12 protein-coding genes are annotated in these 11819 nt (G+C 60.0%); 11 read left to right on the plus strand and 1 reads right to left on the minus strand.

Annotated elements, in window-relative coordinates:
- Positions 1 to 240: 240 nt before the first annotated feature.
- On the minus strand, positions 241 to 579 hold the full coding sequence (locus NZK35_RS05315; RefSeq protein ID WP_259631557.1) for a hypothetical protein: 339 nt from the start codon (positions 577 to 579) through the stop codon (positions 241 to 243).
- Between the two features lie 562 nt (positions 580 to 1141).
- On the opposite strand from NZK35_RS05315, the gene floA reads away from it, so the two are divergent.
- From floA to NZK35_RS05370, 11 genes are all read left to right on the plus strand, one after another.
- Positions 1142 to 2122 (plus strand): flotillin-like protein FloA, encoded by a 981-nt coding sequence (gene floA, locus NZK35_RS05320; protein WP_095742429.1) that lies wholly within the window; start codon positions 1142 to 1144, stop codon positions 2120 to 2122.
- Positions 2123 to 2130: 8 nt separating this feature from the next.
- Positions 2131 to 3015: an alpha/beta hydrolase family protein gene (locus tag NZK35_RS05325; protein ID WP_259631558.1), complete on the plus strand. Its 885-nt coding sequence runs from the start codon at positions 2131 to 2133 to the stop codon at positions 3013 to 3015.
- Between the two features lie 320 nt (positions 3016 to 3335).
- Positions 3336 to 3806 carry a CBS domain-containing protein gene (locus NZK35_RS05330; protein ID WP_259631559.1) on the plus strand — a complete coding sequence of 157 codons (471 nt, stop codon included), beginning with the start codon at positions 3336 to 3338 and terminating at the stop codon, positions 3804 to 3806.
- Positions 3807 to 3809: 3 nt separating this feature from the next.
- On the plus strand, positions 3810 to 4292 hold the full coding sequence (locus NZK35_RS05335; protein WP_259631560.1) for a CBS domain-containing protein: 483 nt from the start codon (positions 3810 to 3812) through the stop codon (positions 4290 to 4292).
- Positions 4293 to 5016: 724 nt separating this feature from the next.
- On the plus strand, positions 5017 to 5460 hold the full coding sequence (locus NZK35_RS05340; RefSeq protein ID WP_259631561.1) for a type IV pilin protein: 444 nt from the start codon (positions 5017 to 5019) through the stop codon (positions 5458 to 5460).
- A 225-nt stretch (positions 5461 to 5685) separates the two neighbouring features.
- Positions 5686 to 7158: a hypothetical protein gene (locus tag NZK35_RS05345; RefSeq protein WP_259631562.1), complete on the plus strand. Its 1473-nt coding sequence runs from the start codon at positions 5686 to 5688 to the stop codon at positions 7156 to 7158.
- Between the two features lie 21 nt (positions 7159 to 7179).
- Positions 7180 to 7731 carry a type II secretion system protein M gene (locus NZK35_RS05350; protein ID WP_259631563.1) on the plus strand — a complete coding sequence of 184 codons (552 nt, stop codon included), beginning with the start codon at positions 7180 to 7182 and terminating at the stop codon, positions 7729 to 7731.
- Positions 7728 to 8405, plus strand: a complete 678-nt coding sequence (locus tag NZK35_RS05355) for a hypothetical protein (RefSeq protein WP_259631564.1) — start codon at positions 7728 to 7730, stop codon at positions 8403 to 8405. Before NZK35_RS05350 ends, NZK35_RS05355 begins: the two co-directional genes overlap by 4 nt.
- A 67-nt stretch (positions 8406 to 8472) precedes the next feature.
- Positions 8473 to 10227 (plus strand): GspE/PulE family protein, encoded by a 1755-nt coding sequence (locus NZK35_RS05360; protein ID WP_259631565.1) that lies wholly within the window; start codon positions 8473 to 8475, stop codon positions 10225 to 10227.
- Positions 10228 to 10241: 14 nt separating this feature from the next.
- Positions 10242 to 11336, plus strand: coding sequence for a type II secretion system F family protein (locus tag NZK35_RS05365; protein WP_145209908.1), 1095 nt, complete (start codon positions 10242 to 10244; stop codon positions 11334 to 11336).
- Positions 11333 to 11812: a type IV pilin protein gene (locus NZK35_RS05370; RefSeq protein WP_259631566.1), complete on the plus strand. Its 480-nt coding sequence runs from the start codon at positions 11333 to 11335 to the stop codon at positions 11810 to 11812. Before NZK35_RS05365 ends, NZK35_RS05370 begins: the two co-directional genes overlap by 4 nt.
- Positions 11813 to 11819 lie beyond the last annotated feature (7 nt).

The raw sequence follows: 11819 nt of genomic DNA on the forward strand, positions 1-11819 counted from the left end.
AGATGAGGGCCCGTAGGCTCGCGCCAAACGGCTGATATTCGTTTGACATCAGCCGGTTCGCGCCAGCGTCCGGGCCCCCTCATTCATGTTAACTTAGCGGTATTGGGCTCTAGCCGCCTCTTGTCGCTACGTCGCAGCGACCGGGAATCGCCAAAAGGCTAAACACCAACGGTTGCTGAATCCATTTTCACCGATGTCCGTGCCATTCGGGTCAGGTACCTTCAATTCGATCGGGTTCGGCTACGCTCCGACCGCGTTGCGGGGCGCCTGGTCACCGACATGCTGGCGGCTGGCTTCCACCATCGAGAAACGCTCACGCCAGAAGAATCGCTGCAGCAAGCTCGGGCGGCGCAGATTGGGGTCGTCGGCTTCGATCGTATGAACCTTGCCCTTGGCCGTGACCAACCGCAGTTGCCCGTCGGAAAGCACTTCATCGACGACCCAGAACTTGTCAACGACATAGCCGTAGGTTTCTCCTTTGGGAGACGCGACAACTTGTGCGGCGCGACGCCCCGGATTCACGCCGCTCTTGCTCTTACGATAGACCGCCCAATCCCCCGCTTTCCAACTTGCATGCATGACTTGTTCCTCGCTTCGCCTGATGAATGCCCGATCCGTTTCCCCTTCGACCAATGCTAGAAACGACCTCCGACCCTCTGAATCGGAAAGGTTCTCGCCGGCCAAGCTCAGCCGGCTTGCATCCCTTGCATCGCCTCTCTCCCGAAAACACCTCAGTTTAAACAGTACGCACATTCTGCGCGGGTGGACAGTTGAAAACATGTTGAGAATTCAAATTCTTCATCAGATTCACGTTTTTTTCGGGAGAATCACGACATTGGGGATCGATGGTGCCATGACGCAGTGGCGTTGCCGTGACACGTAAACGCTTGGCAGTCCTCAATTGTGTTGCCGCACAACCTTGCGAGCCGACTCCGCCAGGCTTTAAGATACGCAGTGATGAACCGTCACAATGATGACGTTCTGATTCCGGATGCTGCCGCTCATCGTCCGGAACCGTTCGCCCCGAGAACTTATCACGCTTCAAAGGAATTGCGTCATCATGTTGCTCGTCCCGTCTACCTTGATCGCCGCTGCCTCCGTTCCCGTGGCCACCGCTGCAAGCCCACTGCCCTGGGCAGCGATGCTGTTGGCAGCCAATGGGGCCTTTTATGCAGCACTGATCGCCATCGGAACGCTCGTCTTCCTGGTGTTCGCCGCCGTGATGGGCTTCTTTGCACTGCGTTACGGCAAGTTGTGGGTTCAGGCCTACATGTCGGTCGCCGACGTCAGCGCCCCCAGCCTGATCCGAATGCACTTCACGAAGGTCAATCCGAACGTGATCGTCCAGGCCAAGGTGATGTCGGCGCAAGCCGGTTTGGACATCGGACGCAAAGCCGGCATCAGCACGCGTCGGCTGGAGGCTCATTATCTGGCTGGCGGGAACGTGATGAACATCATCCACGCGATCATCGCGGCCGCACGCGCAGAGATCCCTCTCGATTTCGACCAGGCCGCCGCGATCGACTTGGCCGGACGCGACGTGTTGGATGCGGTCCAAACAAGCGTTTACCCCAAAGTCATCGATTGCCCCGACCCCAGCCGTAGTGGCAAAACCACGCTCAGTGCGATCACCAAGAACGGAATCGAACTGCGCGTCCGGGCCCGTGTGACCGTTCGCACCAACCTGGAACAACTGATCGGCGGTGCCACCGAAGACACCGTCATCGCCCGAGTCGGCGAAGCGATCATCAGCTCGATCGGCTCGGCCGAAACACACTTCAAGGTGCTCGAAAATCCGGACATGATCACCCGCGTGGTCCTCGATCGCGGCCTCGATGCCCAAACCGCCTTTGAAATCGTTTCGATCGACATCGCCGACATCGACGTCGGCGAGAACATCGGCGCACGACTGCAAAGCGACCAAGCCGAAGCCGACACGCGCGTCGCCCAGGCCCAAGCGGAAAGCCGTCGCGCCGAAGCGGTCGCGCAAGAACAACAGATGAGCGCGATGGTCGCCAGCAACAAGGCCCACCTGGTTCTGGCCGAAGCCGAAGTCCCCAAAGCCATGGCCGAAGCGTTCCGAGCCGGTCGCATCGCCGCCCCCAACGGATCGGGCATCTAACGGCGCTCGTGAACGAATACGAATCGACCTCCTACCGCGTCAGGTTTCCCAGCGGAATCGAACGCGTCAACTTGGCCGGCATCATCGATCGCCCCAAGGTCTGGCATCCATGGAAGGACGCCGGGCGCACGCGTCTGCGTCCGGTCGTGGTCTATTCGCATTGCTTCACCTGCAACAAGGACTTCAAGGCGACCGTCAAGATCAGCCGTGCCTTGGCCCGATACGGAATCGCGGTGCTGCGCTACGACATGACGGGCCTGGGAGGCAGCGAAGGCGACTTTTCGAAAACCAATTTCACCACCAATCTTCGCGATCTTGCCGCAGCGATCCGATTCGCCAACGAAGAACTGGGTCCGGTCACCGCCTTGGTCGGCCACAGCTTTGGTGGCATCGCCTCGCTGGTCACCGCCGCAAAGTCCTTTCAAACCGATCACGACGGCCTGTTGGCCGGCCTCCGCTTCGTCGCAACGCTCGCCGCGCCCAGTGACACCCAACACCTCGCCACGCTGCTGTCGCGGATGAACCCCGCGATCGAAACCGAGGGTCAAGGCGAGGTCACCATCGGCGGCATCGAATGGACGATCCGCCGCCAAATGCTGGAGGACTTTCGCCGTCACAACGTCACCGATTTGCTGCCCCAAGTCTCTTGCCCGGTGCTGCTGATGCACTCCCCGGTCGACCAAACCGTCGGGATCGATCACGCGCTGCGGATGATGTCGCTGATCCAAACCGACCGCGCGGCCGATGCATCCACGATCACCCCGGTCAGCCTGATGGCGCTGCCGGATGCGGATCACCTGTTGGCCAAACATCCCCAAGACCTGACCTTCGTGTCGCAAATCCTGGCCGCCTGGTGCCACCGTTTTCTCGCCGACGATCGCACGTCCAGCTGATCTCAAACGATCATCAGCCGTTTGGCAAACCCCAATTTCGTCAAATTGACACTGCTTAGAATTGCATCGACTGCCCGAACTCGATGCAGATGCTGCCCAGAAAAGTCTCAGCCCCGAGCGAGCGGGGCAGCCTGCCTTTCTGGAAAATGCAGTCACACCGATTTTTACGGAAAATCCAACGCCCCTCACCTGCCGCAGCGGAACACCGAATCCCCATCGCCTCGATCTTCAGCAAACCGCTCGCTGCCGGCTGAATCACCCGACTTTGGCCTCTCGAGTGCATCCCTAACATGGTCCTTCTCTCTCTGGAGACCAAGACCATGAGCTTCAAAGTACAGCTATCGCGTGAGCAGATCCGCACACTCCCGCTGCGTGACGCGATCGCCATTGATGAGCACACGGTTGCCCGCGCGGCGATCGCACTGATGCGGACCCATTCGTTGGGCTGTGCCGTGATCGTCGACCAGGGTTGCCGCCCACAGGGAATCTTCAACGAACAATCGATCCTCCGGATGTTGGTGGCGGGCGTTTCCCTAGACACGACGCCGATCTCGGCATTTGCCGAGCCCCACGTCGGCATCGTCCGAGCAAACGACCCGATTCTCTCAGCCTGGCAAGCGGTGGTCGACCAGGGACACCGCTTCTTGTGCGTGACCGATGACGAGGGTTATCTGGTCGGTTTGACCGGTCAGCGTGGCTTGGCGGAATACGTTTGTGATTGTTACGCGAAACAGATCGCCGTTCAGCGTCTCGGTAGTGCACCGTGGATGCTGCAGCGCGAAGGAGCTTGACCGATGAGTTCGTTTTTTAGAATGGATCCGGCTGAAGCGTGTGACCCCCTTTCAAACTTCGAGCCGGTCGAATACGACAGCGAATTGGAGCGGGCACTCGCGGAAGACCCGATCGCAGAAATCGACGCCAAGCCGTATCTGCAGATCAGTCCCCGTGCGTCGGTCCAGGAGGCCGTCGAGATGCTCCATGATTCAGGCGCCGCCAGTTTGTTGGTCGTGGAAGGCGAACATCTGGTCGGGATCTTTACCGAGCGTGACGTGCTTGAAAAAGTGGTGGAGAACTACCTGCGGGTTTGTTCCCAACCGGTCGAAAACTTCATGACCACCAATCCGACGATCGTTTACCAGTCCGATCCGTCAGCCGCTGCGGCTGCCGCGATCGCGGTCGCCGGTCATCGGCACGTGCCCGTGTTGGACATGGACGAGTGTGTTCAGGGCGTGATCAGCCCCAAACGCATGTTCGCGTTCATGCAGAAACACTTCTAAATCGCAGATGCAAAGCGCATGCTCGCCACGGTGTTGCCCAAGGAGGGGCGCCCTGGCCTGCGTCCCATGCAATCTACCTCGACTGCGAACGAGCGATTGTTTGTGAGCGGTAGGGCTCTAGCGGGCTGTCGGTTTTAGTCGGGTTCTGCTGAGTTCACGGTGAGCCGCTGGCCGTGAGGCCTCGGGCGTGCGTCACTGTGCCCGGCCGCTTACGCGTCACGGCTCACAAAACCGACAGGGCGCGAGCCCTACGGTCTATCAACCCGGTTTCAAGCTGAAACCGGACGGCGCGCGCCCTTTCCGCGCCCACTTGCCATTGCCCACGTCGCTGGCATTGGGCCTGGGCCGACCGATGGTCTGTGATTGCCGAAATATTGGGGGATGACCGACAATCCTACCGGTCGCAGGGACTGCCACGTCCACTCGGTTCGCTCAAGAATCGGCGTCGCGATGTGGGAGTTGTCTTTTGCCCCGCCGAAAGCGGCACATCCAGCCCGGTTGCGTCGCCTGATCCGAATGATCGCTACACGCGGCACCGCAACCTTCCTTGCACGACCGCCGCCACTGAATTTCTTGCGGGTCGGCCGGCGTGCCGTTGCGCGTGTCCTATCAGTTTCTTTAGTCGCGATCCGCACGGCGACAAACCCACCGATTCGGTCGGAGTCTCTCCAGGATCGATCAAACGTTTAAAAAACAACTACCTGATTTAAGTTGGAGGCCCACCGTGGCTCACGCAATTGCCTTTCGTCCCAGTCGCGCCCGAAAGGGTTTTTCGCTCGTCGAGCTGTCGGTCGTCGTCATCATCATCGGCGTCCTGGCCGCGTTCGGCGTCCCGCGATTGCTGCAAAGTGTTGAACGAAGCAAGGCTTCGGAATCATTCAAGTACCTCGCCAGCGTCCGCGCTGCACAAGAACGCTATCAGGCCCGCCAAGGGACCTACGCATCGGATTTGACTCAATTGGACATGGAGCAAGCTCCGCCGAAGTACTTTAGCGTTGGTGTCGCCGCCGCCGGCGGCTCGGGAAGCCTGGAAGATTCCTGGACCTTGACGCTGACGCGATCCGGCTCAAGTTCCGGTTATGGCGCCTACACCGTGACGTTCACCGAAGACGGTTACGATGCGATGAACAGCACCATCGACCCGGAAATCAATCCACAAAGCACCTAGGCTGACGACCTGACCGCTTTCTGGGGGGAAAGCGTGGCATGAACCGTCACCTCGACGGAATGATGCCACCACCGATCCAATCAGCTGGGGCGGTCCGTAACCATTCACGGACCGCCCTTTTTTTTTGTGCCAGCTTGAACTGGCGTATCGCATCCAGATGCGACAGCGGGTTCTTCACCATCCGGTGAGCCCCGCTGACGCATCACCGGAGGGGACGCTTCCATCATGAACACCGCAAGCGATCGATCCCGCAGCCACGTTGTCGGGATTCTGTTCGGTCGACAACACTTACATGGATGTCACGCATCGACAACCATGTTTGGTGCGGTGCGTTATGAATACGCTTCGGTCGCCGTCCAAAGCGACGACCTCGGTCACTCGTTGGCTGAACTGTTTGACGCCTTGGGCATTCAGGGCGACCCCGTCCCCATTGCCGCGGCCATCCCGACCAGCGAGTGCTACTTTGCGACCCGTCCGATCAACTCCGGCGGCGGCAATGCCAGCCCACGCACGTTGCTTCGCGAATCGCTGCGAAGTTCAACCGCGAAACTCGATCAACTCGCGATCGATGTCCTCAACTGGCAAGCCCATCGCCGACAATTGGTTTCCATCGTGGCCGCGCCACTGGATCGCATCGAATCGATTCGTGAAACCATCGGCAACACCAAACACTCGCTGCAGCGACTCGAGCCGGCCGCCAACGCGCTGATCAGCGCCGCGGTCGAAAATGAACGCAAAGAAAGACGCGACCGATTGGTCACACGCGTGTTCTTGGGCGACACCAGCTTGTTGGCCGTGATGACCAAGGGCACACGGGCGATCCATTGGCAGAGCATGCCCTTGCCACAAGGTGACGAAGCAACGGGCATCGTTTCGATTGTCCGCTCGGTCGAAGCCGCCTACGCCGCGTGCGGCCTGGATACCTCCCCGGACGCGGTCAGCATCTACGGCCGACGCGAGTTGCAGTCGCTGATCGATCGCCAGTGGTTGAGCGACAATCTGCCCGACGACTTTCGCTGGCTCGACGCCCCCTCGATGAAACCGGACCACATCGCCCGCGCCTGCGCCGATGGGTTCTTGGCCGACGAAGAGGACGAATTTGATTTCGTGAGGGAGTATCGCGAGCCGCTGAAACTCCACCGCGTCGTGCCTTACAAAGAGATCGCCCTGTATCTCGTCGCCGCTTGCGCCCTGGCTCTGGTGCTGTTGGACCGCATGAAACAAACCGAATCCAACCATGTGGCACTCGTTTCCAGCGCCCCTTCAATGGTCACCGATGGCTCCAACCCGCGTCCCGAACGTGATCGCTTGAACGCCCGGGCGGGGGCCATCAGCACCTTCATGGACAAACGCGTTCGCTGGAGTCCGATGCTGGGACAGATCACCTCGGTTCTCCCCGAAGGCACGAGGCTGACCGGCATACGCGGCAGTGCGACGATGAGCCAAAAACGAAAACGGGCCGTCAAGACTGCCCCCACCACGTTGATTTTGCACGCCGAGTGCGTGCTCGACGAAGACGGCCAACTCCCCGCCTCGGTGAGCAAACTGACCGAAACCGTCGGCCAACTGGATACCGTCGCCGAACACTTCCAACGCGTCGAACTGAGCGACCTGCGGCGCACCCTCTCGGCCGAAACCGGAATCGCCGGTGCCCAGTTCTCCATCATCCTGACCACCAGCAGCAAGGCCAAGGGGTAGTGCGTCCTCCAAGCCAGTACCATGAAACATCCTGAAGCGAAAAAAGACTGGAAGCAAGAACTGCAGCAGGTCGCCGAACAACTGCGCGACCCGTTTCGCATGCGCGTTGCCGTCGCGTTGGTCATGGTCGCCATCATGTTCTTCGCGATCAGTGAGCCCTTGCACGGCAGAACGAAAAAGACACGCCGGGAACTGCAACAGTTGCGCGAAACGGTCAAGACGGCCGAAGAGGTCATGCTGCTGCAAGACGCGCTCCAGCAGGTTCGGCCGCGGATCCTGCAAGGCGAAGGCAACGATGCGGTGACCGGTTTTTTCATCGACCTGTTCCGGGATTCCGGCGCCGACCTGTTGCAGATCAATGCCGAAGCCCCGCAACGCTTGGGGCCGATCTACAACGTCCGCGTCACCCTGGACTTGGCGGGCGAGTTCTACCAACTCAATGAAGCGCTGTTCCTGCTGGAATCACAACCCGAATTGATTCGCGTCGAGACGCTTCAGATCAATCCGGCCGAACGCAGTGCATCACAACCCACGATGCAGTTGTCCGTTCGCATGCTGAAGGAGAAGGAATGAACGTCAACCTTCAAAAGTACGCACCTCCGTGCGCCGTCCTGACCATCGCCCTGTATCTCGGCTGGCCGCCCGAGACTCCCTTGGACCTCGGCGAGGATGTCGTGCGGGCCAAATCCGTTCGCTGGAAAGTCGCCGACCTGGAAACCCCGACGCTGCCCGCGATGATCAGCAAAGATCCCTTCGCGGCCGTGCTGGTCCAGCCACCCTCAGCCGACGCGTCCGAGGGTGATCCATCGGATGCGACTCCCGACGAACCCACCGGCCCCACCGACGAAGACCTGCGGAACGGATTGCGGCTCGGAGGCATTGCCCGGACGGATCATCACCGCTGGGCGATCGTCAACGGCAGCGTTTGCAAATCGGGTGACCAGGTCCCCGTCCTCGGGCTCGTCGATGTCTCCGCGACGATCCGCGAAATCGCAGCCAACCACGTCACCGTCGTCTCTGGGCCCGTGACCATCCAAATCAAACGAGAAGAGCGTCCCAAACGATCCGCCGACCCGTCTGTCAAACCCGCGACGCCCGCAACAGGCAAAACAGGTGCCGGCTCGCAGGACGCGAACGAAGACGAAGACGAAGACGAAGAAGACGCACCCCGCCCCACAGCGACCGCTCCGGATCGCCCTGAGAATCAGCCCGATCCGCGCGAGAATCGTTTCCAAGCCAGACTTTAACACCGCATCGAATGACGCCTCGCTCCCGATCGAGGCGGAAGACGCCTACCGCACGTGACATCAAACCATGACCAACGCTACCTCCGCCCTGACAGCACAGAACAACCCGCTGATCATTCGGCTGCTTGATTCGATCGACAATCTCGATCCGGAAAAACTCGAGGCACTCTGGCAATCGGTCGGCAAGGATGACGTCACGATCGAAGAATCGATCATTCGTTGCGGTGTCGCGACGGAATCCCAGATCGCACAATCGTACGCCGATCACTACCTGGTGCCGCTGTTTGACCCACCGGCCGACGCGCCACCGCCGATCGACACATCGGTCGCTTCCGTCTTGCCCAACCGGCTCTGCCGCGACCACTTGATCGCGCCGTTGAGCGATGACGGCGGCGTGTTGGAAGTCGCCGTTTTCTCACCCGATTCGTTGTTGCTCGCTGACGAAATCAAACTGCTGACCGGACGTCAAATGCGTCCGATGTTTGCACCGCTTTCGGTGATCGAACGGTTGCTGACGATGCTCTACGAAGAGGGCGGGTGGAACACATCAATCCCCGTTTCCACATCGACCAGTTTCCAGGAAGTCGATGACGCTGAAGACCTGGACCAGGAGGAGGCCGCCGAAGCGACCGAGGTGATTCACCTGGATCAATCGCCACCGCCGGGACGAGACGGACGCATCATTCGCTACGTCAACAGCATCTTCGAACAGGCCCTGACCACGGGCGCGAGCGATATTCACATCGAACCCTACGAAGACGATTGTCGCGTCAGGCTACGCGTCGATGGCGTCTTGTCCGAGGTTCAACCGCCACCGATGCCGCTACTCAATTCGGTCATCAGCCGGCTGAAAGTGCTCAGCAAGATGGACATCGCTGAACGACGACTTCCACAGGACGGGGCGATCGCCCTGCGAACCGGCGAGCACCGCGTGGACATGCGGGTCAACACCTGCCCGACGGTGTTCGGCGAAAAGATCGTGATGCGTGTGTTGGACAAAAACGCGCTCCCGCATGACCTGTCGATGCTGGGCATGGACTCGCGGCAATTCAAAGATTTGACCGAATCGATCCGAAGCCCACACGGTTTGATGCTCGTCACCGGGCCGACCGGTAGCGGGAAAAGTACCACACTGTACTCCTGCCTGAACGCACTCAACGACGAAAAAACCAACCTCTGCACGGTCGAGGACCCGGTCGAATTTAAGTTCGGCGGCATCAACCAGGTCCAAACACGAGCCAAAGTCGGGCTGACGTTCGCCAGCGCCTTGCGGGCTTTCCTGCGACAAGACCCCGACGTGATCATGGTCGGCGAGGTCCGCGACGACGAGACGGCGGAGATCTGCATGCGTGCCGCGCTGACCGGACACTTCGTGTTCTCCACGCTGCACACCAACGACGCGCTCAGCAGTATCACGCGTTTGCAAGACATGGGCATCGAACCGTTCCTGCTGGCCAGCACGCTCCGCTTGCTGGTCGCCCAACGGTTGGTGCGGCGGCTCTGCGACGAATGCAAGGTGCCCTACCAACTCGATCATGAATCAAGCGAGCGTTATGCGATCCCGCGAGAAATCCCGGTGTTCCGCGCCGGCGGATGCGATCGCTGTCGCAACATCGGATACAAGGGTCGGCTGGCCGTTTTCGAGGTGATTCGCGTCAACCAACAACTCAAAGACATGATCCAAGCCGGCGAGTCGGTCGGCGCCATGAAACGCGCCGCGGTGGAAGACGGCATGAAACTGCTTTCGCAAAGTGCCGCGGTCAAAGTCGCCGAGGGCCTGACCAGTTTGGAAGAAGCCGTCAGCCTGTGTAACGATCACTAACCCCAGGACTTGCCATGTCCCTCGACGCCTGGTTCTTGTCTCGCGCACGAGTCTCTGCAAAGCAGCATGGACGCGCCAGTCTGGACGACAAGATGACGTTCTTCCAGCAACTCGGATCGCTGCTCGCCTCCGGGACCCCGCTGCTGCGCGCCTTGCACGTGTCCGCCGAACAGAACCAAAGCAAGACGCTGCAGGCGGTGATGGAAGAGGTCGCCGAACGGGTCGCGTCGGGAATGCCGCTGCACACGGCGATCGAAGCGACCACCGACATGTTCCCCATGCACTGGGTCGCGATGATCGCGACCGGTGAAGCGACGGGGAAACTCGATGAGGTCCTGGTGGATTTGAATCGCCAAATCCGCGAAGCCGCCGACACGCGCAGCAAATTCATCGGTTCGATGATCTATCCCTGCGTGTTGATCTTTGTCGCCGTCCTGGTCGTGTTCGCCATGCTCTGGTTCGTCGTCCCGACCTTCGGGGACATGTTCAAAGAGATGGGTGCGGAATTGCCCGGCATCACGGTCTTTGTTTTGGACATCAGCGATCAAGTCGCCGCGTATGGCTTGTACATCGTCGCAGGCTTCTGTGTCGGCGGGTACTTTTTCAAACGTTGGCTCAACACCGAGGCCGGCCGCCGTCGATCGATCAGTGTCATGGTCGCGATCCCCGTCGTCGGCGACCTGGTCATCCAGTCGTCGATGTATCGGTTCGCGTCCAATCTGGCACTGCTGCTCAAAAGCGGCGTCCCGATGTTGGAAACCATGCAAACCGTCGCCGACGTGTTTGCCGCCCAACCGCCGTACCGCGAAGCCATCGAGTACGCCAAGAACCGAATGGCGGCCGGTCGAAGCCTCGCCGACGGCCTGGAAGAATCGGGGCTGTTCACGTCCATGATGGTCAACGCGGTGCGGGTCGGTGAAGAATCGGCACAGCTGGGCCGGGTGATGGAAGAGATCGCGCCGTACTATCGCGAAAAAACACAAGCGTTCATGTCACGGGTCACCAAGCTGGCCGAACCGGCGATCATCATGGTCATGGGGGCCGTGATCAGTGTTGTGATGCTGGCGATCTACATCCCGATGTTCGAAATGGCGGGGAACGTCAAATGATTCGCGATCGGAACTACCGACGCCAGGCTTTCTCGCTGATCGAAGTCATCGTCACGATGACGATCCTGGCCGTCTTGCTGACCTTCGCCGCACCCAGCGTCGTCCAAACGATGGAACAGTCGCACGCCGACCTGGCCGGGGCGAGTCTCCGCTCGATCGCTTCGGCACAGCGATTCTATTGGTTAGAAAACCGCACCTACGCCACCACGCTGCAGGAATTGATTGACGACGAACTGGTCGACAACGAATTGCTCAATGCATCGCCGCGCTATGAGTTTTCGATCACCGCCGCCGATGCCGCCGGATTCACCGCCCAAGCCCGACGGCGAAGTTTCAACGGTGCCGGGAATCCCGTCTTCAACGGAGCCTGGAGCGGTGATTTTCAGATCGACGAAACCGGTCAGATCACCGGGGACGTCCAGGGCAGGTTCAATCCCATCCTCGGCGACAGCCCGACCATCTCACCCGGGTTCTGAGGCACGC

It is taken from the genome of Stieleria sedimenti (assembly GCF_025060895.1).
Classification (GTDB): Bacteria; Planctomycetota; Planctomycetia; order Pirellulales; family Pirellulaceae; genus Stieleria; species Stieleria sedimenti.

What these genes read in the sequence shown, in the direction of transcription:
- NZK35_RS05315 (WP_259631557.1), bottom strand. Translation starts at nt 579, where the DNA reads ATGCATGCAAGTTGGAAAGCGGGGGATTGGGCGGTCTATCGTAAGAGC.
- floA (WP_095742429.1), top strand. Translation starts at nt 1,142, where the DNA reads ATGCTGTTGGCAGCCAATGGGGCCTTTTATGCAGCACTGATCGCCATC.
- NZK35_RS05330 (WP_259631559.1), top strand. Translation starts at nt 3,336, where the DNA reads ATGAGCTTCAAAGTACAGCTATCGCGTGAGCAGATCCGCACACTCCCG.
- NZK35_RS05335 (WP_259631560.1), top strand. Translation starts at nt 3,810, where the DNA reads ATGAGTTCGTTTTTTAGAATGGATCCGGCTGAAGCGTGTGACCCCCTT.
- NZK35_RS05345 (WP_259631562.1), top strand. Translation starts at nt 5,686, where the DNA reads ATGAACACCGCAAGCGATCGATCCCGCAGCCACGTTGTCGGGATTCTG.
- NZK35_RS05350 (WP_259631563.1), top strand. Translation starts at nt 7,180, where the DNA reads ATGAAACATCCTGAAGCGAAAAAAGACTGGAAGCAAGAACTGCAGCAG.
- NZK35_RS05355 (WP_259631564.1), top strand. Translation starts at nt 7,728, where the DNA reads ATGAACGTCAACCTTCAAAAGTACGCACCTCCGTGCGCCGTCCTGACC.
- NZK35_RS05360 (WP_259631565.1), top strand. Translation starts at nt 8,473, where the DNA reads ATGACCAACGCTACCTCCGCCCTGACAGCACAGAACAACCCGCTGATC.
- NZK35_RS05365 (WP_145209908.1), top strand. Translation starts at nt 10,242, where the DNA reads ATGTCCCTCGACGCCTGGTTCTTGTCTCGCGCACGAGTCTCTGCAAAG.
- NZK35_RS05370 (WP_259631566.1), top strand. Translation starts at nt 11,333, where the DNA reads ATGATTCGCGATCGGAACTACCGACGCCAGGCTTTCTCGCTGATCGAA.